This is a genomic window from Halorubellus salinus (genome assembly GCF_020567525.1).
Lineage (GTDB): Archaea > Halobacteriota > Halobacteria > Halobacteriales > Natrialbaceae > Halorubellus > Halorubellus salinus.
In genome coordinates this window covers 205,018-228,122 of the sequence record NZ_JAJCVI010000007.1, presented here as the reverse complement: position 1 = coordinate 228,122, position 23,105 = coordinate 205,018, and the positions used below count along the sequence as shown (strand labels likewise).

The window sequence follows — 23,105 nt, the reverse complement described above, 5'->3', positions numbered from 1 at the left end:
GACCGCCACGCGCTTGGACCGCGGTCCGCTCGGGGACCGACGGCCCGGGGAGGCACCCGGGCAGTCTTGCACGGAAGCCGAACGAGCGCGGGGGTGACTGGCGGATGAGGGCCGTCACGTCCGTCGGAGTCCTCGTCGTGCTCGTCCTCCTCCTCGCGGGAACGGGCCTCGCAGTCGACCCCGGTAGCGGCGACCAGCTGTCGGCAGTCCCGTTCGACCGGACGCTGACGACCGGCCTGACCGGCGTCGACGTCGAACGAGCACGGGAGTCCGGCTACGTGATCCCGCGAGGGCAGGTGTTCTACTCGCAGTACAAGTACGTCGTCGGCTACTACGGGACCGATGCGCTCGTCGCCGGAGTCACCGACCCACAGCAGACCGCTCAGTTCGGCCAGCCGCTCGCTGTCTTCGTCACCGACCTCGCCGGGACGGAGCCGCGAGTGACCGACGACGGATACGTGACGCTCCCGAACGCCTCCGCGCCGGCGTGGACGCGCGCCGAGGACGCGTGGTTCGTCGTCGGGACGCCCGCACGGACGCCCGCCGGCCCAATGGCGGTCCCGTTCGGCGACCGGGCGGCGGCGCGGGCGTTCGCCGAGGACCACGACGGTCGAGTCCTGGGCTGGACGGCGCTGCAGGACCGGGTCGAGGACGACGACGCCGCTAGCGACCACCAGCCGAAGGTCGCTGCCCGGCATCGCTGGGCCGACCGGGCCGTCGACCGGGCGCGAGCAGCCAACGACCGACCGGTTTCGACGGTCGTCGGCACCGACGAACGGGCGGTCGTGGCAGCGACCGAGCGGCTCTCGGCGTCGACGAACCGGTCGCCGTCCGCCGTCGTCCTCGGCGAGGACGCCCCGACGCTCGATGCGGTCGTCGACGACGCACCACCGAACACCACTGTCAGGCTTCTCCCTGGGCGATACGACGCGAACCTCACGATCGAGCAGCCACTCACGCTCACGGGAACCGGCACCGGAACGGTCCTCGACGGCGGCGGAGACGACTCCGTGGTGCTCGTTCGCGCACCGGACGTCGCGATCACTGACCTGCGGATCGTCGGGGTCGGGGACGCGAACGCCGGGGAGCTCGAGGCGGACGACGGCTCGGCGTGGGACCGCCGCATCAGGCTCGCCTACGGGTACGGCGACGCGGCCATCAGGCTGCGCGACGCACACCGATCGCTCGTCGAGCACGTCAGCATCGACACGCCGTCGAACGGCATCGTCGCGCTCGACAGCGACGGCGCGGTCGTCCGAGAGGTCGAGGTGACTGGCACCGCCGGGTTCGAGGGGTTCATGAGCGTCCTCCCGATGTACTCGCGGATGGTCGTCGAGGACTCGCACTTCGACGGGGGGCGAGACGCCGTCTACGCGCACTACGCCGACGGGATGGTCGTGCGGGACAACCACGTCGAGAACGTCCGCTTCGGGTTCCACGACATGTTCACCAGCGACACGCTCGTCGCCAACAACACCATCGAGGACGTGAACACGGGCCTCAACGTGATGAGTCGCCCGAGCGGGAACGTCGTGGTCGGGAACGACGTCACCGACAGCAGCGTCGGGATCAGCGTCGCCGGGAGCGCCTCCTACGTCGCCGGGAACGTCGTCGTGAACAACGAGGTCGGTATCTCGATCGGAACCACCCGGTCGACCTACCGCGCCAACACGATCGTCGGCAACGAGGTCGGTGTCCGCTCGGCGACGACGCTCCCCACCAACGACGTCTTCGAGAACGACATCGTGGGTAACGACCGCTCGGTCGCGGCCGGCATGGCGGCACTCGAGAGCTGGGCGGTCGACGGTCGCGGGAACTACTGGGGGCCCGTGCCCGGCGTGGACCGGGACGGCGACGGCGTCGTGGACCGGACGTACGATCCGACCGACGCCGTGGACCGGAGCGCTCGGCACTCCCCGCTGGCGAACGCGCTCGCACACTCACCCGCGGCTCGATTGTTCGACCAGTTCCAGCAGGCGGCGCCGGGACTCCGTCGTCCGAGCATCGTCGACCCGGCTCCGCTCAGCGACCCGGTCAACCCCGACCGCATCCCGGCGAACGACACGAACAGCAGCAGGACGACCAACGAGTCCACAGCATGACCGCACGAACTAGCACGGACGACGACGGACGGACCGACGGTGAACAGACCGACGACGGACAGCGCGGCGGACGGCAGCCCGCCGTGGAGGTGGACGGCCTGAGCCACGCCTTCGACGACCTCGACGTGCTCGGCGACGTCTCCTTCAGTCTCTCCCCCGGGACGGTCGCCTGCGTCGTCGGACCGAACGGGAGCGGGAAGACGACGCTGCTGCGGGCCGTCGCCGACCTGCTCGAACCGGACGCTGGCGACGTCTCCGTCGGCAGCGGCGACGGTCGACGCGTCGGCTATCTCGCCCAGCAGTCCGCGTTCCGCGGCCAGTTCACCGTGGCGGAGACGGTCTCGTTCTACGGCGCGCTCGTGCCGGGACCAGTCGACACCGACGCCATCCTCGAACGCGTCGGGCTCTCCGCGGTCGCCGATCGACGCGTCGACGCGCTCTCCGGTGGTATGCGTCGCTTGCTCGGTATCGCCCAGACGATGGTCGGCGACCCGTCCGTGTTCGTCCTCGACGAACCGGCAAACGGCCTCGACCCGACGATGGCGCGACGCCTCAGGACCGTGATCGGGGATATCGCGGCCGGCGGCGGGACCGTCCTGCTCTCGACGCACGACCTGCACGCGGTCGACCGCCTCGCCGACACGGTCCTGCTCGTCGACCACGGCGAACTCGTCGCCACCGGCCCGCCAGCGGAGTTGCTGGCCGAGGCCGACGCGTCGACGCTCGACGCCGCCATCGAGACGCTGGGGTACGGTGGAGGCACCGCCGGAGTCGCACCCGGACTCCACGGGGGTGCCCGCCAGTGACCGAGGTCCGCCCGCTCTTGGACGTCGCCGAACGCGAACTCCGTACCGTCGTCCGCACGCCGACGCTGATGCTGGCAGGCGTCGGCTACGTCCTCCTCGTCGGCGGTATCGGATGGCTCGGCGGGACCGGAGCCTACCTCGGACTCGTCCTGGACCTGCTGACGCCCGTCGAGGTGCTCGTCCCCGTGCTGTCGTTCGCGTTCGGGTACCGGGCCGTGCTCGGCGACCGCGAAAGCGGTGAACTGGCGACGATCCGTACCTACCCGGTCGACGGGTACTGGTACGTCCTCGGCGTCTACCTCGGTCGTGCGGTGGCCGTGGTCGCGCTCGTCCTCCTCGGGCTGGCCGCAGCCGGACTGGTCGTCCCGCTCACCGGGCAACCGCAACTGTCCGTCATCGCGTCGCACGCCACCGTCGATTCAGTGGCGCTCTACCTGCGGTACGTCCTGGCGACGACGCTCTTCGTGCTGGTCGTCCTCGCTATCGCACTCCTCGTCTCCGCCGCGGCTCGCTCGACGCGAGGCGGGCTCGCGCTCGCGACCGGAGCGGTCGTGGCACTCGCCGTCGGCCTCGACGGCGCGCTGCTCGGGGCGCTCACCGGAGAGGGCGTCGCGACGGGCGCTCCGGCCTCGCTGCTCGCGCTCAGTCCGAACAGCGCGTACCGGAGTCTCGTCTTCGAGTTGAGCGTCGCCCCCACCGGTGTCGTCGTCCCCGACGGGCCGACTGCGCTCCTCAGCATGGTCGCGCTGTGCGCGTGGGTCGTCGTGCCGCTCGCGCTCGCATCGCGCCTCGCCTGGCGGTGACGCGGTCGTGGCGATGCTACACTGACCGACCGCGAGTGCCGGCCCAGGACTGGAGGTACTTCGGATACCGAACGAGGGACGCGCCCCAGTTTTCGAGGAACGACGGCGGGGTCGTCTCGAAGCGCTCCGAGCCGCTCGGGAGCGGGTTCACCGCTCCAAGTCCCATTCGGTGGGCGGAGGAGCGGTCACGGTCAGCGTGAGGCTCCCTCGACGTCCACTCGGAGGTGGGCGTCGCGTCCGCTCGTTCACGGAGCGGGTGGGGAGCGGCGCGTTCGGGCGGCGTAGTGGGGAGGAGGACAGTGCTGCCGTGGTCTCAGTTGGTGTATCGGTCGATGAGGGAGCGGAGCTGTTCTTCGCCCTGCATACCGACGATCTCTTCGACTTGCTCGCCGTCGGCGAACAGCACGAGGGTGGGGACGCCACGGACGCCGTATGCGGCGGCGAGTTCCTGGTTCGCGTCGACGTCGACCTTGGCGACCGTCGCGTCGGTCTCGGCGGCCAGTCGTTCCACGATCGGTTCGATCATCTGGCAGGGGCCGCACCAGTCGGCGTAGAAGTCAGTGAGGACGACGTCGCTGTCGGCGACGAGCGCGTCGAGTTCGGCGGTGCCGTCGACGTGCTGGGGTTCGTCCGTGCTGCCGGTACCGGTGTCGGCTGCAGTTTCGGTTGTCATCGACAGGTCGTAGGCACCGCCCACAATTAAGGGTTGTGGATGATACTTACAATACTATACACGCTCGGTCAGCTCTCGACGGCGGGAGACGCGGGCTCGGGTTGCTCGTACTTGTCCTCGAACGCCTGGATGAGCTGTCCCATCTTCGCGTACCAGTCGTTGAGCAGCCGCCGCATGTCGTCGGCGATCTGCGAGGGGTCGGTCGGCGAGTAGACGTGATAGTAGCCGCCCTCGTCGTAGTTGACCTGGTCCTTCCCGACGAACCCGGTCTGCAAGAGCCGCTGTACGGCGCGATAGGCGGTCGAGCGTTCGCGGTCGACCGCATCGGCGACCTCGTCCACGGTCAGCGGCTCGTCGGCCTCGACGAGCGCGAGGAAGCACTCCTCGTCGAGTTTCGTGAGGCCGTGGAAGCACCGGAGCAGTCCCTCGCACGCCATGTCCTGTCGGAGTTGCTCGGACATCGAATCTGACATCGGTATCGCGTCGACGTACGTGACGCGCGACGAAAAGACTTGTGTGCGATTCTCACAATCTCGCACACGATTAGGGGCCTGTGAACGCGGACGCAGCGACCGACCCGTCGACCAGCCGGATGGACTCCACGACACCGAAGGGGAGCGAACGAGACCATCGCGATGACCGACTCGACACCGAGCACCTCCTCCCCCAGGACGGGACCCACGGTGCGGTCGGGTCCGATCGTCAACCCGGTCGCGAACACCAGCAGGAGGTGCAGCGAGAACTGTCCAGCGCGTTCGCGGCTGCCTCACCTGAGGCCAGTGCTTGGACTCATCGCGGAGACAGGTTCCTTGGACCCGCCGTCACGGCAGGTCGTTCACCGTCACAGGAGCACGAACGCGAGGCCATACGCGAGTGCGAACGACCCCGCGAACGACCCCGTCCACGCGCCGAGCGTCACGAGAATCTTCCGCGCGTCCACGGCCGCCCAGCCGCCGACCGCGGCCCCGCTGCCGATGATCGCGCTGACGACGATCTCGTTGAACGAGACGGGTACCCCGAGCAGGACCGCCAGCTGCGCGATCAGGAACGACGGGACGAGCGCGGCGATCGAGCGCCGCGGGCCGAGCGACGAGTAGTCCCGTGCGAGGGACTTGATCATCCTGGGTGCGCTCGTCCACGACCCCGCGAGCATCCCGAGGCCACCGCCGACGAGCACGGCGAACGACGACACCACGCCGACCTCGTCGAGCAGCGGGAGCAGCGGGCCGACGGCGAGCCCGACCTGGCTGCCGCCCGCGGAGAACGCGACGAGCGACCCGAGCGCGAGCAGCACGCGCCGGAGCCCACCGGATTCGTCACGGCGGACGTCCCACCAGACCGCGACGGCGACAGCGAACGCGCCGACGGCAGTGATCGCGACCGCGGAGAGTACGCCGTCGACGGTCAACGCACGCTGGACGGCCGTGCGGACGCTCCCGGCGGTGCCCGCCTCACCGAGGAAACCGAACTGCACGTTCAGGAGAACGGCACCGACGACGCCGGCGAGCGCGGGGATACTGAACCGCTCGGGGACGTCGGCGCGGGGCAGGACGCTCGCGATCGCGAACGCGATGCCGCCGCCGACGAACGGCGTCAGCATCCAGACGGCAGCGATCTGCTGGTACTTCGCCCAGACCGGCGTTCCACCGAGTGCGAGCCCGACCCCGATGACGGCGCCGGTCACGGTGAACGCGGTCGCTATCGGGTACCCGGTCGCGATACCGATCGCCATCAGGCCAGCTCCAAGCACCAGCACCAGGATGACGCCGGTCACTGGGAGGCTCGTGCCGCCGACGAGCCCGCTCCCGATGGCTTCCGAGACGTTCCCGCCCTGCGTGACGGCGCCGACGAACCCGAACACGCCGACGAGGAACGCGGCCCGCATCGTCCCGATCGCGTTCGCGCCGACGGCGGGTGCGAACGGCGTCGCGCCGCTGGATCCGGCACCGATCACCCACGCCATGAACAGGCTCGCGAGTGCGGCACCGACGAAGAGACCGACGAGAGCGAGTTCCATTGGAGTGTGTGTCGTGGGAGTGGCGTTCTGCGGGGGCGGTCGGGGGAGGACGTTCGTGCGAGAGCGTCCTTCGAGTCCGGTCGCGTGCGTTACACTGGACTCGTCGGGGCGAGCTCTCCGGGGTCACTGCGGTTCCGGGGAGGTCCGTGGTCGGACGCGGCGACGACGACCACGGGGAGGTCGGCGGTGGCGGAGGGACTGCTGCCGTTCGAAGGCCGACCAGGGCGCAACCGGTCTCGCTAGTCGCCCGCGAGTGAGTCCTGGCTGGCGGCGCAGTTGTTCGGCCCGAGCTCGAGCGTGAACGCTTCGTCGTCGTCGACGGCCTGCTGGCCGAGGTTCGTCGCGATGATGGCCTCGTAGTTCGCCGGCCGCGGCGGCATGTCCGCGAGGATCAGGTCGACGAACGCGTCTTCGTCCATCGTGAGCGCGTCCATCTCGGCGACGAGGTCGCCGATCGGCGCCGTGTACGTGCCGTCGGCGGCGGGTTCGGCGGCGTCGCTGAAGTGAGCGCCGCCGACGAGGGTGTCTTCGGGGAGGGCCAGCACGCGCTCCTGGAGCGACTCGTACAGCATCCGGGCGGCGTCGGGCGCGCCCTCGTCGCCGTCCTCGAGGTCGGGTCGAGCGACGCTCTCGACGAACAGGCCGTCGCCGGTCGCGAGCAGGCCGTCGTCGACGAGGTAGGAGGTCATCCCGGTCGTGTGTCCCGGCGTGTAGACCGCTTCGATGGTCCCGTCGCCCACGGCGAAGGTGTCGCCGTCTTCGGCGGTCGTCAGGTCGGCGGCGTACGTGACGCCACGGTCGACCGCAGCGTCGGGTATCACGCCCTCGACGCCCGCGTCGTCGAGGTCGCGCACGCCGGAGATGTGGTCGGCGTGGATGTGCGTGTCGAACGCGTACTTGAGGTCGACGCCGAGGTCGTCCGCGTCCGCCAGGTAGCGGTCGGTGAACGCGCGCAGGGGGTCGATGACCGCGGCCTCGCCGTCGTCGTACAGGAGGTAGCCGAGGCACCCCGACGACGGACGCTGGTACTGGAGGAGCGTGCCCGCGCCGTCGTAGTCGGTGACTTCGACGGTCTCGTAGATGCTCGCCCAGCCGTTCATGCCGTCCTCGAGGTGCTCGACGTCGTACCCGCGTTCAGCGAGCGCGCCGGCGACGTACTCGCTGGCGCCGCCCTTCGCGCACAGGACGGTCACCTCTCGGTCGCTTGGGATGCGGTCGAGGACGTCCTCGTCGATGTCGTCGTCGAGGAACTCGTAGTACGGCACGTTGATCGACGTGACCGACTCCCCGTCGATCCGCCACTCCTCGTAGTCGGACGCCATGCGGGTGTCCAGGAGGGTGACGTCCTCGCCGGCGTCGATGCGTCGCTTGAGTGCTTTCGGGTCGGCCGTCTCCACGTCCACGTTCGGTGCCGGAAAGTCGTCGACATCCATGGTGTGTACCCGCCACTACCGGCCGGCCACACAAAAAGGCTTGCATAGTAGTTCCCTTATCCCACAATACTACTGGGCTTCATGGGCCTGGAATAGCACCTTGACGCGGACTCATGCCCTGATTAGCGGCATAGACGAGGCCAACAGCAAAGTAGGATTTCGCAATAAGTACAAGATTACTGGGTCCGGACCGCGGGACACGACCTCGCACGGGTCCGAGCCGGGCGCTCGCGTCCGGGGGTCGACCGTCGACCGACCACGCTGCCATCGCTGACGACGGACTCTCGGTAGGCGCGTCACCGCTCGACGACTGGGCTGGCGGCGATACTCTCGGTTGACGCGTCACCGCTCGACGACCGGGTCGCCGACGATACTTTCGGTGGGGCGACGTCGTCCGCTGTCGACGCCGAGATGCGAGCACGTATCGGCTCGCGTGCGTTCCTCGAGTGTCCGCGTTCGCGCCGGCGAGCGTGGCGCAGACGCACGGAGGGATACCCCGAAATGCAGGTTTCTTCTGCGTTCAGCGGGTGATGGCGTCGTTTCACCCGAGTAGTTATTATCATCGGGCAGCATGAAGGAGTCATGTCACTCTTGGGGTCGGAGGATGCGACGGCGACGGGGGTCGTCAGGGACGTCACCTGGCACGAGATGCAGACGCCCTCGAGTCTCTCGTTCCGGGTCGAACAGACGGACGAGACGGGGAACGTCACGGGGTACACGCAAGCGCGTGCCGAGTCGATCGAGGCCAAGAACGTCGTCTCGGAAGGGGACGAGGTGACCGTTCACGGGAGCGTCTCCGGTGACGGACTGTTGGAGGTGTCGGAGGTGGAGAACGAGACGACGGGCGTGACGTTCTCGCCGGACGGGGGCGAACTCGGAACGCTCGTCTTCCTCGGTCCGCCGGCCGTCGGCGCGATGCTCGGTGGGCTCGGTGGATTGATCGGAATCGTCCCAGGGTCCGCTGCGGGCGGGGCGATGAACGGGACGCTCGCGGGGGCTGGGCAGGGGCTCGCGGTTGGCGTGGCCTGTACGTTCCTCGTCATCCTCGGACTCGCGGTCTGGGGCGCGGTGCGGTGAGGGTGTAGCATGCCTGGCCCGAACGTCACCACGAAGCACGTCAAGTACGTCGAACGCGCGTTCCTCGACGACGCCGGGTCCGCCTCGCTCGCCGGGAGTCAAACGCTGGGCCCAGAACCGGGTTCGCTCCAACTCTGGCAGGTTCGAAGCATCCCGGACCACGACTGGGACGCTCGAACGAACCCGCTGGACGGTATCTCGAGCGTCCTCACTGGACTCGCCGGCGCGGGGAACGGTATCGGGCTTGCGGTCGTCGGCGACCGCTCGGGGGTGTCGGTCTACCTCGCGACGTGGCCGGCGACCACCGACGCGACCGCGGCCGGGACCACCACGGGTGCCGAATCCGCCGCACGCGCTGAAAACGCACCCGATGGGACTACGGGAGGCGGAGGGCACGAAGCGGCGGGACGGGCGGTGCCGCTCGACGACCTGCTCGCGGGTGCGTATCCGGGCATCGAACTCGACCCGGTGGCGTCGTCCACGCTCGCCTCGAGCCTTGACCCGCTGACGGCGGGGGCGGTCGTGACGGGGAGTCCGGCCACGCCCCTCGAGTTCGGGACGGACCGGGCGCCGGGCCGTGAGCTCGATGCGGACACCGGTGTCGGCCTCGACCGACTGATCCGGTCGCTCGGGAGCGACTCTTGGGCGTACGTCGTGTCCGCGTCACCGGTGTCCTCCGAGCGCGTGGAGGGCCTGTCGGACCGGACGCTCAACGAACTCCGGAGCGTCCAGACCAGCGTCCAGCGGGCGGAGGGGGAGACGCCGATCGCGTCCGCGTACCAGCAGGTGCTCGATGGCGTTCGCGAGAAGCTCGCCGCCGGGCGGGCGAGCGGTGCGTGGCACACCGTCGGGTACCTCCTCACCGAAGACCGGACCACGCGTGACCGTGCGTGCGCAGTGGCCACAGGTGCGTTCGGCGGGGTCGACTCGCACCCGGACCCCATCAGGACGATACCCGCACCCGACGTTGCCTCGCTCGCAGCGGACTTCGCCATCCCGGCCGCAGCCGGCCCGGACGCTCCGGGGACGTTCGAGTACCCGTATCGGTATCCGACGGTCCTCTGCTCGGTGGAGGTCGCGGCCATGCTGCACCTGCCAACCCGGGAGACGTCCGGGTTCCACGTTCGCCCGCAGCCGCAGTTCGACGTGACACCACACGGCGGCGAGGCCGGTAAGGCCGCGGTCAGTCTGGGGACCATCCTCGACGAAGGACGACCGACGGACCACGAGTACGACGTCCCGATTGCCGACCTCAACCGGCACGGGCTCGTCGTCGGCACCACCGGGAGCGGGAAGACGAACACCGTCTTCCACGTCCTTCGACAGCTCGCCGACCGCGACGTCCCCTTCCTCGTCGTCGAGCCAGCGAAGACCGAGTACCGGCGGCTGCTCGACAGCGAACTTGGCGACGACCTCCAGGTGTTCACGCTCGGCGACGAGACGACCGCGCCGTTCCGCATCAACCCCTTCGAGATACGGCCGGGCGTCTCCGTGAGCAGCCACATCGACCACCTGACCGCGCTGTTCAACGCGACGTTCGTGATGTACGCGCCGATGCCGTACATCCTTGAGCGAGCCATCCACGAGGTGTACGAGGACCGCGGCTGGGACCTCGTCACTGGAACGAACCGGCGCGGCCACCACCCGAAGGCTCAACCGACGATCACCGACCTCTACGAGAAGATCGACCCCGTCGTCGACTCGCTCGGCTACGACCAGGAGATCACGCAGGACGTCTCGGCGGCACTGAAGACCCGGCTCGACAACCTCCGAATCGGGAGCAAGGGCCTGCTCCTGGACACGCACACGTCGGTGCCGATCGAGGACTTGCTCGGGCAGCCGACGGTCCTCGAACTCGATGCGGTCGGGAACGACGACGAGAAGGCGTTCCTGATGGGGCTCGTGTTGTTCTCGCTGTACGAGCACTACCAGTCGAGTGGCGCGATGGACGCCGCAGGGGCGTCCCTGAATCACGTGACGGTGGTCGAGGAAGCGCATCGACTCCTGTCGGCGTCGAGTTCGGGCGGGCCGGAGTCCTCGAACAAGGCTGGACAGGCGGTAGAGTCGTTCACGAACCTGCTCGCCGAGATCCGCGCGTACGGCGAGGGGGCGCTGGTCGTGGACCAGACGCCGGCGAAGCTCGCACCGTCGGTCGTGAAGAACACGAACCTCAAGGTCGTCCACCGGCTGCTGGCCGACGACGACCGCCGGCTCCTCGGCGGGTCGATGGGAGCGAGCGCCGAGCAGACGCGCTGGCTCGGCCTCTCTCGCGTCGGCGAAGCCGCGGTGTTCAGCGGCGCGGACGACAACCCCATCCTCGTCGACGTCCCGTTCCGGAAGGTCGACGTGGAACGGGACGCGTCCGCGGACGCTGGTGCTGGTGGGGCAGCCGACGAGTCCCTCGAAGCGCGGATTCGGGCACAGGCGGAGCGGACGCGGAACGCGCATCCGGAGAAGTACGAGGCGTACCCGTGGGTTGCGGCGGACGGAACGACGGTGCGTCGGCTCCGTCGCGAGGTTCGGCCCATGGTCGACACGCCTGCTGCCCGGGATGCGCTCGCGCGGACCGTACACGCGACGAGCGAATCGCTGGAGTCCGTCGACGCGAGCGCGAGCGCGCTCCTCGACGCGGTCGCCGGGGAGGTCCCGAGGGCGCGCCTCGACGACCTCGCGGTGCCAGCGCTCGTCGTCGCCATCGAGACGCACTTCGAGTCGCTCGGGGAATCGGTGGACGCGCCCTACGAGACGATCCAGGACCTGAAAGCGTCGTTCGCGACCGTCCTCGCGGACGCGCTCGCGGACGACGCGCGAATCCAAGCCTCGCAGCTGGCGGGAACGACGGCTGAAACTGCTGCCAGCGACGCAGCGAGTACGGGTGCTAGCGATGCGGCGAGTACGGGTCCCGTCACGCCGGCTGGGTTCGCCGAGCGGTACGCCGACGTGTTCGCCGTCCAGGCGTGTCCGTGCATGTCGTACGAGGCGGTCGACGGCGGCTGTCGGTACTCGGTCGACGCGCAGCGACTCGTCGCGGGCGGCGTCGGTGACGACCTGACCGATGCACTCGCAGCATCCACTGACGGCCTCTGGAAGCGCGTGTCCGGCGTCGCTAGCGATGCAGCCGATCGATTCCTGCCCGCAGATGCGTCGGCGACGACGAAGTGGCGCGGCGCACGCTGTGTCGCGGTCCAGGCCGCAGCGGAGGTCGATACCATCGACGCCGCACTACAGGCGAAACTCGTGGACGGAATCGGCTCCGTCCTCGCCCCAGACAACGGTGACGAGCAATGAGTGAACGTAATCCAGACCCCGACGACGGGCGTGAGAGCGACGAGACGAGCGATAGCGGCGACGACGCCGAACAGGTGTCGTCCGAGGACCGCGACCGCGCGAACGGTGGTCGGGAGGAGAGTGACACGGAGGCGGGCGCGAGTGAGGGGAGCGGTGACGGTGAGAGCGAAGAGAGGAGTGCCGGCGGTGAGAGCGAAGAGGAAGACGGTTCCACGCTCGGCGGGTTCGGCGATGCGGTTGCTGCGGCCGGGGACGAGGTCGTCGACGCCGGAAGTGACATCGCTTCGGCGGTAGATGACGTGGCCGAAGCGGCTGAAGACGGTGTGGAGACGGCCACGGCCGCTGCAGCCGACGCCGACGACGAGGCCGGCGACTCAGCCGGGGACTCAGGCGACCAACTCGCGGGCCAGTTCGACTCGCTCCCCGACGCCCTCGATGCCGCCCTGGACGGCGACATCAGTCGCGACGATTTCCGCCAGGCCGTCTGGGACCACAACATCGAGGTGGTCAACGACGTTCGCGAGGCGGCCGAGGCCGGGGAACTCGACGTCGAGAGGCCAGACGACGCGGCCGAGTCGGTCGATGCGACGGCCGCCAGCAGTGAGGGCGACGCGGACGCCGCAGAGGGTGACGGTGGGGACGGCACACCAGCGGAGACGACCGGCGGCGAGCAAGCGGACCCCGCGTTGGGCGACGAGTACGAGAACCTGGGGGAGGCGGCGGCAGCGATGGTGAGCGGGGAGCTCGACCGCGAGAGCTTCCAGCAACGGGTCGAAGCGCACACCGACATGTACGTCGACCTCGTCTACGAGAAGGCCGACGAGGAAACGTCGACCGAGGAGGACGGCGAGCGAAGCGGTGACGGACGCGATGGCACCAATCCTCCAACCGACACGGCCGAGCGTAGCGACGACGCTAAAGATGGCGATGGGTCGGACGCTGAAGATGGCGATGGGTCGAACGCGGGCGATAGCGTTGGTTCGAACGCTGAAGATGGCGATGGGTCGGACGCTGAAGACGGCGATGGGTCGAACGCGGGCGATGCGAGTGGCGAGGGAGATGCTGCGCTCGCGGGGCAGTTCGACTCGTTGGACGCAGCTACGGAGGCGGTGGCGAACGGCGACATCGACGCCGAGACCTACGGGGCGGCCGTCGAGGACTACAACGAGCAGGTGATTGATGAGATGGTGTCGAACGCCGAGCAAGCGGTCGGTGACGGTGACCGTGGTGACGCGAGCGTCGACCAAAGACCGAGTCAAGGCGGCGAGACCCCCACGAGTTTCGGCGACGAATCGGTGGCTGTGGACGCCAGTGAACGCACGGACGGCGAGTCGGCTGCCGGCGACGGTGACGACCTCGCTGGAGGGTTCGATTCGATAGGGGACGCGGCCGATGCCGTAGCCCGGGGTGACATCGACGCCGAGACGTTCGGGCAGGCGGTCGAGGATCACAGCGAACAGGTGACGAACGAGGCACTCGGGGACATCGAAGCTGCGAGCGACGACGTCGACCAGCCCGCGTCTGGAAGTGAGTCCGTCGATGGGGCAAGCGATGCCATCGGTACGGCTGCGTCGGAAGTCTCCGACGGCGCGGTCGACGGTGCTGCCGACGCAGCGGACGACGGGGATGCCGATCCTGTAGAGGGCCGAGCCGCTTCGAACCTCTCGAACGCATCGGTCGAGGACGCAGGCGACGCTGCCGGTGACGATGGCAAGGGTGACGGTGCGTTCGGCGTCGAGGCTTCGAGCGAACCGCTGGAAGGTGCAGCGGAACCCGAGGACGATGGCGAGGCCGACCTGAACCCGGAGAAGGACGCGAATGGCATCCACATGGGTCCCGCATCGGAGGACACTGACGACGGTGCTGACACGGAGGCGAGGGAGGGAACACCTCCCGGCGAGGCAATCGGTGAGGAGGCGGCTGGTATCGGCGACGACACCGACTTGAACCCGGAGAAGGACGCGACCGGTATCCACATGGGACCCGCGTCGGACGACCCCGAGGATATCGGCGACACCGGGTCCGAGGAGTCAGTCGACGGCCAGGCAGAAGGCGGGGCGGAACCCGAGACAGAAGGGGCTGGCGAGGGAGGCCACACGCGGACGGTGGAGGCTGGGGACACCCTCTCAAGCATCGCGGAGGACGAGTACGGCGACCCGGAGATGTGGGGCGTGATCTACGAAGCGAACAAGAGCGAGGTCGACGGTGAGGAGGCAGCCGCGGAGGGGCTCGGCGAGGCCGAACTCGATGCAGAATCGGTCGATAGCGAGTTCGAGACCGACGAGGAACGCGCTGACGCTGCGTCGGAAGGCGACGCGGAAGCAGAGGGTGACGACGTCGACAGTGGTGACGATGGCGCGGAGGACCTCCAGCAGGCCGCGTCGGATGCAAGCGCCGAAGCGGACGTGGAGACGGCGAGCATCGACGACCCCGACCTCATCCATCCCGGGGACGAACTGGAGATCCCGTCACAGGAGACCGCCGAACAGTTCGACCGGGGCGAGTACGATGCCCCGGACTCGTTCGGAGTCGGCGAAGGCCCGTTCTGAGCGTCACGCGAGCCGGAACGGAACCCTCCGTCCTCGCCGGGGTCGTGGCCTGACCTCGCCACGTGCACTGTTCGGGCGAGGGTGCGTCAGGAGATGAGTCGCCGGGCGAGCGCGCGGAGCGTCGCGTCGAGCGAGTCGCTCCCGGTGTAGACGATGCGGTCGAAGAACTGGGCGTGGTCGCCGGGGTCGCCGTCGATGTAGACGCCGTAGACGGGGACGGTACAGCGTTCGAGTTGGTCGAGGAACGCCTCCTCGTCGTCGGGGTGGCCGTCGGTGACGACGACGATGAACGGGCGACTCCCGGAGCCGTCGTCCAGGCGGTGGCGCGCGATCTCGAGGGTGTCCGACAGCGGCGTCCAGCCGCGGGCGCGCTGTCTGGTTAGGGCGTCGGCGTAGCGGTCGAGCGTAGCGCCGAACGGGAGTTCCAGGTGCGGGCGGTCCTCCAGGAGTGAGAGCACGGAGACGTCTATTCCGACGTCGTGGAGCGCGTAGACGAGCTGTGCGGTCGCTGATTCGGCGTCCCTGATCCGGCCGCCGTCCATCGACCCGGAGCGGTCGAGGACGATGAGGCAGCGGTAGTCGCGGTCGTCGCCGCGGACGCGGCGCTTGAACACGCGGTCGCGGCCCTGGGCCGCGCGGGCGAGTCGCTGCGGGTCGATCCGGCCCGTGCGTTGGCCGACGCGTTCGTCCGCGCGACGACGCCGTCGGAGCGCGCTCCGGAGATCGTTCGCCAATGGCTTCGCACGGTCCTTGGCGGCCTCCCAGCGCCGTCTGTCGCCCTCGGCGTCGTCGATCTCGACGACGCTCGCGCTCTCGAGACCGACGTCGTCCGCGTCGACGAGGTCGAGGAGCGTCGCCGCCTCGCGCTCCAGTGGGGACTGCGTCCGGTCGTCGTCGTCGAGGAGCTCTGAGAGCGGGTCATCGCCGGGCGACTGGCCGCCGGTCCCGTCTCGACCGGAGCAGGTTCCAGACCGCCGGCCACCACCACCGTCGGCAGGGCTACCGGTCCCAGTCCCCGTGGGTGCGGTGTCGGCGCGACCGCCGCCGGGTCCAGCCGTTCCGGGGCCACCGGCCGTCGCGTCGCCGTCGGTGGGGAGGTCGGTCGCGCGGCCGGCGGTCCCGAGCACGAACTCGCCTGCCTCGACCGGCCTGAAGCCCTCGGTCTGCAGTCGAATCGCCTGCACGGAGGGGAGGTCCGCGAGCGCGTCGCGGACGGTCTCGAAGAACGCGACGCTGCGGTCCACGCGCTCGGCGCCGTCCGGCGTGGCGAGGACGTCCTCAACGAACGCGTCGATGTCGGGGGCCAGGGCGACGAGGACGTCGCGGCGGCCGTCGTGGACGCGGTAGCGGTCCTCGACGGGGTCCAGGACGGCCTGAAACCGGGACTCCGCGCCGAACCCGTGGGCGAGGATGCCGATGCAGACCGCCTCGTAGACGGTGAACGTGAACGCGTCGTCGGGCGCGAACGCGTCGACGTACCGCTCGTGGTCCTGGTGCTGGAGCGTTCGGAAGGTGTCGTTGAGCGTCCGGAAGTCCCGCGCTAGCGAGTACTCTTCGGCCAACTGGGCTTCGATGACGACGTCCTCGGCGGCGTTGTAGAGGCTCCGGAAGAGCTCGCGGTGCCGGGACTTGACGTCGGCCTGGCGCCGTTCGAACCGCTCGAAGTCAGAGTACGTGACGTGCCCGAGTTCGTGGAAGAGCAGCGCGAACTGCACTCGGCGGTCCCAGATCAGCGTCGGCTGGTCGGTTTCGACCTGCTCGAAGCGCGTGACGGGAATATGAATCTCGAAGTCGTGGGGGGCCGAGTCCGGGCCGGGCCGCGCGAACGCGCCCGTCTCCTGGAAGGTCACGCGGACGTCGAGGTCGGGACCGGTGAGGACGTTCGCGAGGCGCTGGAGTTCGGTGCGGCGTCGCTCCGAGCGGCGGTCCGCGGTGGACAACCGGGCGAGTTCCCGACGCGAGGTGGTGCGGTCGATGTCCACGGCTAGAGTGACTTCTCGAGGAGCGTCGCGACCAGCGAGGTGTCGTGGTCGTCGACGCGAGCGAGCAGCTCGCTCTCGGTTGCGGTCTCGAGGTCCATGAAGTCGTCCTCCATGAACGTCGCGATACGGACGAGTTCGCGGGTGGTGATCGGCGTCGTCAGTTCGCCGGCGACGTACGCCTCGCGGAGTTGCCCGGCGAACGCGACGAGCGATTCGATGGCGTCGCGCTTGCGGCGGTCGAGGCCGACTGGCGGTGCGTCGATGCGCGCGACGAGCACGTCGGCGAGAGGCCGCGCGTTACTGTTTGCGATGACAGTCCCGAGCCCCCAGGCCGCCGCCGCACGGTCAGCGCTCTCCGCGGACTGCACACGGTCCCGGAGGTCGGCGACCGCTGGCGACGCCGCGGGATCGTCGGCCGTCACTTCCCTGGCGACGGTGGCCGCTGTTGCGAGCCCGAGCGCGCGTGCCGCCAACCCGCGGTCGCCCGGCTTCGCGTTGGCGACTGCGGTTCGGAGCTGCGACTCCAGCGGGCCCGGGCGGTCGTCGTACGTCGCCGCGATAGCCAGTCCGAGCGCCTCCGCGGCGATGGTCGCTCGCGCGACGCCTCCTTCGCGAATGCCGTCGGCCAGCGCACGCGACAGCGGGTCACCGCTACTCGATCAATCGGGTTCTTCGGCGTTCGTGTCGCCCTCGACTGGTTTGTTCGTGGCGTCGTCGACTGCGCTGGTCTTGGCGGCGTGTTCGCCGAGCGTCCTGGCGGCGAGCGTGCGCTCCACGCCCTCGGCTGTATGGATGCGTTCCACGAGGGGTTCCGTGGCCGTCCCGTCGTCGCCCGCGACGAGCGTCTCGGACAGCTCGGCGACGACGATAGCGCCGCTCGCACGTTCCACGTCGGGTGCTTCCGCGACACGAGCGAGCACCGGACGCGGTCGCCGCCAGCGCGGCCGAGGGTATCGAAGGGGTGACGGCACCCCCCAAAGACGCCCTCGTGGTGCTCGAATCCGTCACGGAGTCCGCACCGCACGCGCTCGCGCCGGTCCAAGAGACCCTCTGGGCGTGGGCCGACGCCATCCGGCCCGGCGACGACCGATGGAGCGACCTCGTCACCGTCCGCGGACGCGTCGCCATCGCGACCGACGACACCGACCGGCTCTCCCGGCTCCTCCACCTCGAAGACGTCGACTACTGCAAGCGCCTGCTCGATACCGCGGTCGCTACCGAACTCGTCGAAGCAGCACCCAACAAGGCCGTGCCCGCGCTCCTCGACCACCTCGAGGGACGCGACACCGTGCTACGGAAGCGCGTGCTCAGCCTGTTCGCGACGCCACCTCACAGGTTCGGCGGGTGGGCCCCGACGATCCGCGATGCCGTCCTGGAGCGTACGACCGACCACGAGCAAGAGGTGCGTGCGGCGGCGGTGGAGACCCTCACCGCGTGGGTCGAGGCGCTGAACGCCGGGACGAACACCGACGGTGGGACAACCAGGGACGACGGGTTTGCCGCCGACGACCGAGCCGACCGGCTGTCTGCCGTACGTTCCGCGGTCGTCGAGCAGTTGCACGACGAGCACTGGCGCGTTCGCGCACGTGCCGCCCGAGGGCTCGGTGCGGCCGTCGACGCCGAGACGCGGACAACGCTTGCGTCACGGCTATCTTGCGAGGACAACCAGACGGTGCGCTTCGAGATACAGCGAATCCTGTCCCGCGAGCGCTGAGCTCTGCGGTCGAAGCCGTGTCGTCCGAGACGTGTCGGAGACTCGTGGGTATGCGAGGGCGAGTTCACCGTCAGGCGAGGTCGCGGAGGTCGTCAGCGAGTGCTTGGAGTTCGCCGCGTTCGTCGATGCTCTCGAGCCACCGTTCGGGGATGTCGCTAGCGCCGAAGCGAGCGCCTGCGACGGCGCCGGCGATGGCGCCGATGGTGTCGGCGTCGCCCCCGCGGTTGACGGCGACGACGATGGCGTCCCTCGCGCTGTCGGCCGTGAGCGCGTCGTGGAGTGCAGTCTGGAGCGAGTGCACGACGTATCCCGAGGTCTCCAGCGTCTCGGGGGTTTCGCGGTCGGCGATCGGTTGGAGTGCGTCGACGAGTTCGGTGGGTGCGTCGTCGATGGCGTCGAGTGCGTCCTGGAGTGGCGTGGCCTCGTCCTCGAGGAGGCCGGCGACCGCGTGATTCAGGATGGCACAGCCGGCCGTGCATCGCGGGTCGGCGTGCGTTATCTGTGAGGACTGGCGGCTGACCGCCGTGAGTCGGTCTCGGTCGTGGGCGTACGCGACGGCGAGTGGCGGACACCGCATCACGCTGCCGTTCCCCGCGTTCTGGCCCTCGGGACTCTCCTCCCAGACCCGCTGGCCGGCCTCGTCCCACGGCTCGCCCTGCTGTATCGCGCGAAGCGAGCGCGCCGTCATGCGGCCGATGTCGAACGGGTCGGACTCGTACCACGCCACGAACCGCGCGGCGACGTCCGCCGGGTCGAACCCGCCCTCGTCGACGAGACTGCGCGCGATACACAGCGCCTGTTCGGTGTCGTCCGTGATCGTGCCCGCCGGCTGATTCCACGTGCCGTGGCCGACCATCTCCTCCAAGTGCCCGTACTCGGCGCTGATTCTCATCGGCGAGGAGAACTCGACCGGGCGGCCGAGCGCATCCCCACACGCCAGTCCGAGCAACACGCCGCGGGCAGCGTCACGTTGCATACGTCGACTCACGTGCAGGCGCCTGAAATGCATCGTGGCTGACGGGGGCTTCGACCGACCCGGTGACCATGTCTCGTGACCGATGTCGAACCGGCACCAGGTAGCACGGTGGTTCACCGTGTTGGTCGGTCATCGAGGCGATTCGTCGGGTCGTTGGCTGCTCTCCCGAGGAGAGCCGATACCGGGAAGCGCCTCCGTTCCGGGTGGTTAGTCCGCCGCGGACACCCGGTCCGAGTCGACATCGAGGAGCGCGAGGACGTCGTCGACGGACATCTCCGCGCCCTCGTCGTCACTCGTGTCGTCGACCGCCGTCATCACCGCGTCCTCCAGCTCCGAGAGCCGGTCGGTGACCTTCTCGAGGTTCAACACCCGTTGTGCGAGCGTCAGGTACGTCGAATCCCCCTGGTCGTAGAGGTCCGCCTCGTCCATCTCCGGGAGTCGCGCCTCGTCGTCGCTCTCCACCTCGATGGAGCCGAGGCCCGCGACGGCCACCGGTGACTGTAGGTCGATAGGGCCGTTCAAGATGGCCTGGGGCAACACGAGCGTCGCCGCGTCCAGCGTGGCCTCGCCTTCGGCACGCACCGTATAGCACAGCGAGTCCTCTACGGTGAGCGACCGGTCGGCGGTCGCGAGCCCGAGCACGACGCAGTTCTCGAGGATGACGTCGCTCCCGACGACGTTCCCGCGGACGACGGTGTTCTGCAGTCGGACGCGCGTTCCAGTGACAGTGCCGTCGATACGAGCGCCGTCCGCAGTCACCTTCCCAGGCGTTCCGAGCTCTCCGGCGACGTGCCCGCCATCGAGTTCGATGCCGTCGCTGGCCATCACTGACCCCTCGACGGTGGCTCCTTCGTCGGTCTCGACGCTGCCGCCGTATACGCTCCCGCGGACCGTAGCGTCCGCTCGAAGCCGAACCGGACGGTCCAGCTCGGCCTGCTCCGTGGGAATGATTCGCCCGTCGTAGGTCTCATCGGCCTCGACGACCGCGCGCGTCTGCTCGATGTGCGCCATCAGTCCGACACCTCCTTGGCGACCCGCACGCCGTCGTCCGGCACGGCGTCGCTGACGGCATCGGTGTAGGAGAGTCCGAGCACGCTCTTGTCCGCGTAGTCATCGAGCTTCGAGGTCACGTCCCCGGCCTGCACCCGTGACGTCTCGGCGGGCGACTCCACGCCGGACACGCCACGCAGCAGGGACTCGGCACCGTCCATCGGGGCGAGGGCTGCGGAACACCACTCGCTGGCGGTGGTATCGAGCCGCGAGGGCACGACGGTCTCCCGAGACCGGACGCCGTCGTGCTCGTACTCGACCACGAAGTACGGCGCCTGCAGCGTCGTCGGCTCGTCCGACGGAAGTGCGTCCGCGTCCAGGTCGAGTCGATGGTCGTCGATGCGCTCGAGCAAGTGATCCTGCCGGTCGATGTAGTCGTTGATCGCCTGCACGGTCTCCCCGGCCGTCTCCCGGACAGCGGTCTGTCGGTCGTCGCCAACGGTCTCGTTGTGCTCCTGCAGGAACCCCCAGGCGCCGGTCACCTGATCGGTGAACGGCCGCTCGATACCGTCCTCGAACTCCTCCTCGTCGATCGCGAAGATGTGCGACCCGAGGTTGCGGATCCGCTCGCTCGCGGTCTCGTCGAGCTCGCCGTGCTTGTCCGCGTACCGGTCGTTGAGCGACTCTAGCCGCCCGTCGAGCTCATCGCGCTCGGAGCGAATCTGCTCGTGTTCGGCTTCGATCTGTGGTTTGACCGACTTCACCTCCATCACTTGCTCCATCAGCTTCAGCTCCGCCTGCGCCTGGATGTTCTCCTGGATGGCGTCCTGTATGCGCTCGGCCGACTCCACGATGGCGTCGCGGATCTTCTTCACCTCGCCGGTGAGCGACTGGACGTCCTCGCGGAGCCGCGCGACCGTCTGATTGATCGCCTTCAGCGGCTTGTGGAGGTCGTCGTTCGCCATCAGCTCTCACCTCCCTCGTAGGCGGACGCGCGGAGCACTCGATCCTTCTTCATGCGGCCCTTGTCGATGAGCCCGGAGAACGACGTTCGACCGCGGGTCTCCAACATCCACTGCTCGCGGTGGTGTCGTTTCTCCATCTCCATCTCCTCGCTGTGGAGTGCGTGCGCCTGCTCCATCTGGGCCTCGACGCGGGCGTCCTCGCGCTGCTGTGCGGCGACGAACTTCTCGACCTCGCGCCGTCGCTCCTCCTCGCGCATGAGTTCCGCCTTCTCCTTGGCTGCCTGCTCGGCTTCCTCGATGCGCTCTTGCTCCTCGTTGCGGGTCTCCTCGAGGATGCGGTCGGTCTCAGCGTCGATCTCCGCGAACGAGGACTGGACCTCCTGCTCGAATTCGGCCTTGCGCGCCTCGTGCAGGCGCTCGTACTTCACCATCAGGTCGCCGATCTCCGAGACTTTCCCCTCGGCCGCCTTCGCCTCGGTCTTCAGGTCGCGGATGCGCGAACGGAGGTCGCGAATGCGGTCGGTCGCCGACCGGATCTCCTCGCGGCGCTGCTCGAACTCGCGCTCCTGGAGCTCGGCCTTCTGGTCCTCTATGTTCTCGTACAGTTCCCGTCGCTGATCGTCTTTCTCGATCCACAACTGGTCCCACACCGGATTCACGATGTCATCCTTGATGCGATGCCGGGGGACGACAGCGTCCGTCTCGTGGGTCGTCCGGCACGTCTCGCAGTGCCATCGACCGGCCTGCGGGCCGGTCAACGCCAGCGCAGATTCGATGTCGTCGGTCTGGCAGTCCGGACAGTAGAAGTTGTAGCTCACGAGTCCGAACGCGTCCGCAGCCGTCCCGATGTGGTCGTTCAGCAGGTCGATAGCGGTGCCCTGGGTCTTCGACAGATCCTGGACCAGGTCGCGGCCCGTGTCCGATACCTGCTGGAGGTCCGCTTCCGCGTCGTCCGACGTCGCCATCTCCTCCAGGTCGTTGAGTTCGCTCACGTCCGCTCTGGCCTCCTCCGCCGACACCGCGACAGTGGCGTCGACGGGGTCGTCGTCCGCGAGGGTGGCGAACGTTTCGACGGCGTCCGCGGCCGGGTCCGACGCGCCCACCACGGGCACTTCGACAGTGTGCTGCTCGGCGCTCTGGATCGCTCGGCGAACGGATTCGAGCGTGTTCGAGACCTGCTGTTCGACGGGTTCGTCCCGGTCCATCACGACCGGGAACTCCTCGAGTTCACTCAGTTTCGCCGTCGCGTCCTCGATGGCGTTCTTCTCGGAGAGTCGCTCCAGTTCGAACGACGTCTCCTCCGACGTGGCCGTCGCGTCGTACACCATCGTCCCGTTCTGGACGGGGAGACTGTGCCCGGACCAGACACCCCGCTCGACGCGCTCGACCGTGATGTCCGGTGACCGCGTCTGCACGTAACCGTATCCGCCGCCCGCGGTGACGACGCCCAGGGCGACCAGTCCAAGGCCGAGGGTGCCTGCGCCCGTCGCGAACGCCCCGATTCCAACGACGAGGAGCACGCCCGCGGCGATGCCGGCGTTGCGGAGTCGGCGTTGTTGCTCGTCGAGGAACGCCGAGAGCGGCTCGCGGAGCACCTCGTTCATCGCCAGAGCGGTCGCGGACGTCTCGTCGACCGGGTCGTCGGTCTCGTAGACGACGTCACTGACCCGCACGACTTCCACCTCCATTCCCGACCCTCATTCGATCACTTCGCTGTACCCCATTCTCCC

18 protein-coding genes and 1 pseudogene are annotated in these 23,105 nt (G+C 68.9%); 7 read left to right on the top strand and 12 right to left on the bottom strand.

Annotated features, from left to right (window positions below; translation table 11 throughout):
* The first annotated feature begins 104 nt into the window (after positions 1 to 104).
* From LI336_RS19040 to LI336_RS19030, 3 genes are read left to right on the top strand one after another with little or no spacing between them, the layout of a single operon-like run.
* Complete coding sequence (locus LI336_RS19040) at positions 105 to 2,102, top strand: NosD domain-containing protein (protein WP_227134755.1); 1,998 nt, start codon at positions 105 to 107, stop codon at positions 2,100 to 2,102.
* Positions 2,099 to 2,908 carry an ABC transporter ATP-binding protein gene (locus LI336_RS19035; RefSeq protein ID WP_227134754.1) on the top strand — a complete coding sequence of 270 codons (810 nt, stop codon included), beginning with the start codon at positions 2,099 to 2,101 and terminating at the stop codon, positions 2,906 to 2,908. Before LI336_RS19040 ends, LI336_RS19035 begins: the two co-directional genes overlap by 4 nt.
* Positions 2,905 to 3,711 carry an ABC transporter permease gene (locus tag LI336_RS19030; RefSeq protein WP_227134753.1) on the top strand — a complete coding sequence of 269 codons (807 nt, stop codon included), beginning with the start codon at positions 2,905 to 2,907 and terminating at the stop codon, positions 3,709 to 3,711. Before LI336_RS19035 ends, LI336_RS19030 begins: the two co-directional genes overlap by 4 nt.
* A 313-nt stretch (positions 3,712 to 4,024) precedes the next feature.
* Here the strand turns inward: LI336_RS19030 and trxA are convergent, their stop codons facing one another.
* The 5 genes and pseudogenes from trxA to LI336_RS19010 form a co-directional block, all read right to left on the bottom strand.
* Complete coding sequence (trxA, locus tag LI336_RS19025; RefSeq protein ID WP_227134752.1) at positions 4,025 to 4,384, bottom strand: thioredoxin; 360 nt, start codon at positions 4,382 to 4,384, stop codon at positions 4,025 to 4,027.
* A gap of 68 nt (positions 4,385 to 4,452) precedes the next feature.
* Positions 4,453 to 4,857 (bottom strand): helix-turn-helix domain-containing protein, encoded by a 405-nt coding sequence (locus tag LI336_RS19020; protein ID WP_227134751.1) that lies wholly within the window; start codon positions 4,855 to 4,857, stop codon positions 4,453 to 4,455.
* Positions 4,858 to 4,975: 118 nt separating this feature from the next.
* A pseudogene (locus LI336_RS20530) lies at positions 4,976 to 5,120 on the bottom strand (MFS transporter); the annotation flags it as partial.
* Positions 5,121 to 5,225: 105 nt separating this feature from the next.
* Positions 5,226 to 6,401 (bottom strand): inorganic phosphate transporter, encoded by a 1,176-nt coding sequence (locus LI336_RS19015; protein ID WP_227134750.1) that lies wholly within the window; start codon positions 6,399 to 6,401, stop codon positions 5,226 to 5,228.
* A gap of 239 nt (positions 6,402 to 6,640) precedes the next feature.
* Positions 6,641 to 7,834 (bottom strand): MBL fold metallo-hydrolase, encoded by a 1,194-nt coding sequence (locus LI336_RS19010; protein ID WP_227134749.1) that lies wholly within the window; start codon positions 7,832 to 7,834, stop codon positions 6,641 to 6,643.
* 582 nt (positions 7,835 to 8,416) lie between these two features.
* Between LI336_RS19010 and LI336_RS19005 the strand changes: the two genes are divergently transcribed.
* From LI336_RS19005 to LI336_RS18995, 3 genes are read left to right on the top strand one after another with little or no spacing between them, the layout of a single operon-like run.
* The gene (locus LI336_RS19005) at positions 8,417 to 8,911 is read left to right on the top strand and encodes a hypothetical protein (RefSeq protein WP_227134748.1); all 495 of its coding nucleotides are present in this window, start codon (positions 8,417 to 8,419) and stop codon (positions 8,909 to 8,911) included.
* A 9-nt stretch (positions 8,912 to 8,920) separates the two neighbouring features.
* Complete coding sequence (locus LI336_RS19000) at positions 8,921 to 12,199, top strand: ATP-binding protein (protein ID WP_227134747.1); 3,279 nt, start codon at positions 8,921 to 8,923, stop codon at positions 12,197 to 12,199.
* On the top strand, positions 12,196 to 14,748 hold the full coding sequence (locus tag LI336_RS18995; protein ID WP_227134746.1) for a hypothetical protein: 2,553 nt from the start codon (positions 12,196 to 12,198) through the stop codon (positions 14,746 to 14,748). Before LI336_RS19000 ends, LI336_RS18995 begins: the two co-directional genes overlap by 4 nt.
* Positions 14,749 to 14,834: 86 nt before the next feature.
* Here the strand turns inward: LI336_RS18995 and LI336_RS20470 are convergent, their stop codons facing one another.
* From LI336_RS20470 to LI336_RS18980, 3 genes are all read right to left on the bottom strand, one after another.
* Positions 14,835 to 16,730, bottom strand: a complete 1,896-nt coding sequence (locus LI336_RS20470; protein ID WP_227134745.1) for a VWA domain-containing protein — start codon at positions 16,728 to 16,730, stop codon at positions 14,835 to 14,837.
* Between the two features lie 2 nt (positions 16,731 to 16,732).
* Positions 16,733 to 17,152, bottom strand: coding sequence for a CbbQ/NirQ/NorQ domain-containing protein (locus LI336_RS18985; protein ID WP_227134744.1), 420 nt, complete (start codon positions 17,150 to 17,152; stop codon positions 16,733 to 16,735).
* A gap of 237 nt (positions 17,153 to 17,389) precedes the next feature.
* Positions 17,390 to 17,620, bottom strand: a complete 231-nt coding sequence (locus LI336_RS18980; protein ID WP_227134743.1) for a hypothetical protein — start codon at positions 17,618 to 17,620, stop codon at positions 17,390 to 17,392.
* Between the two features lie 5 nt (positions 17,621 to 17,625).
* Between LI336_RS18980 and LI336_RS18975 the strand changes: the two genes are divergently transcribed.
* On the top strand, positions 17,626 to 18,444 hold the full coding sequence (locus LI336_RS18975; RefSeq protein WP_227134742.1) for a hypothetical protein: 819 nt from the start codon (positions 17,626 to 17,628) through the stop codon (positions 18,442 to 18,444).
* A gap of 70 nt (positions 18,445 to 18,514) precedes the next feature.
* On the opposite strand, the gene LI336_RS18970 is transcribed toward LI336_RS18975, so the two are convergent.
* From LI336_RS18970 to LI336_RS18955, 4 genes are all read right to left on the bottom strand, one after another.
* Positions 18,515 to 19,420 (bottom strand): ADP-ribosylglycohydrolase family protein, encoded by a 906-nt coding sequence (locus LI336_RS18970; RefSeq protein WP_227134741.1) that lies wholly within the window; start codon positions 19,418 to 19,420, stop codon positions 18,515 to 18,517.
* Between the two features lie 207 nt (positions 19,421 to 19,627).
* On the bottom strand, positions 19,628 to 20,431 hold the full coding sequence (locus LI336_RS18965) for a bactofilin family protein (RefSeq protein ID WP_227134740.1): 804 nt from the start codon (positions 20,429 to 20,431) through the stop codon (positions 19,628 to 19,630).
* Positions 20,431 to 21,375, bottom strand: coding sequence for a hypothetical protein (locus LI336_RS18960; RefSeq protein WP_227134739.1), 945 nt, complete (start codon positions 21,373 to 21,375; stop codon positions 20,431 to 20,433). Before LI336_RS18960 ends, LI336_RS18965 begins: the two co-directional genes overlap by 1 nt.
* Positions 21,375 to 23,048 (bottom strand): hypothetical protein, encoded by a 1,674-nt coding sequence (locus LI336_RS18955; protein WP_227134738.1) that lies wholly within the window; start codon positions 23,046 to 23,048, stop codon positions 21,375 to 21,377. Before LI336_RS18955 ends, LI336_RS18960 begins: the two co-directional genes overlap by 1 nt.
* Between the last annotated feature and the right edge of the window lie 57 nt (positions 23,049 to 23,105).

Excerpts from the sequence above, each read along its gene's own strand:
- LI336_RS19040 (WP_227134755.1), top strand. The coding sequence starts at position 105 with ATGAGGGCCGTCACGTCCGTCGGAGTCCTCGTCGTGCTCGTCCTCCTC.
- LI336_RS19035 (WP_227134754.1), top strand. The coding sequence starts at position 2,099 with ATGACCGCACGAACTAGCACGGACGACGACGGACGGACCGACGGTGAA.
- trxA (WP_227134752.1), bottom strand. The coding sequence starts at position 4,384 with ATGACAACCGAAACTGCAGCCGACACCGGTACCGGCAGCACGGACGAA.
- LI336_RS19020 (WP_227134751.1), bottom strand. The coding sequence starts at position 4,857 with ATGTCAGATTCGATGTCCGAGCAACTCCGACAGGACATGGCGTGCGAG.
- LI336_RS19015 (WP_227134750.1), bottom strand. The coding sequence starts at position 6,401 with ATGGAACTCGCTCTCGTCGGTCTCTTCGTCGGTGCCGCACTCGCGAGC.
- LI336_RS19010 (WP_227134749.1), bottom strand. The coding sequence starts at position 7,834 with ATGGATGTCGACGACTTTCCGGCACCGAACGTGGACGTGGAGACGGCC.
- LI336_RS19005 (WP_227134748.1), top strand. The coding sequence starts at position 8,417 with ATGTCACTCTTGGGGTCGGAGGATGCGACGGCGACGGGGGTCGTCAGG.
- LI336_RS19000 (WP_227134747.1), top strand. The coding sequence starts at position 8,921 with ATGCCTGGCCCGAACGTCACCACGAAGCACGTCAAGTACGTCGAACGC.
- LI336_RS18995 (WP_227134746.1), top strand. The coding sequence starts at position 12,196 with ATGAGTGAACGTAATCCAGACCCCGACGACGGGCGTGAGAGCGACGAG.
- LI336_RS18970 (WP_227134741.1), bottom strand. The coding sequence starts at position 19,420 with ATGCAACGTGACGCTGCCCGCGGCGTGTTGCTCGGACTGGCGTGTGGG.
- LI336_RS18965 (WP_227134740.1), bottom strand. The coding sequence starts at position 20,431 with ATGGCGCACATCGAGCAGACGCGCGCGGTCGTCGAGGCCGATGAGACC.
- LI336_RS18960 (WP_227134739.1), bottom strand. The coding sequence starts at position 21,375 with ATGGCGAACGACGACCTCCACAAGCCGCTGAAGGCGATCAATCAGACG.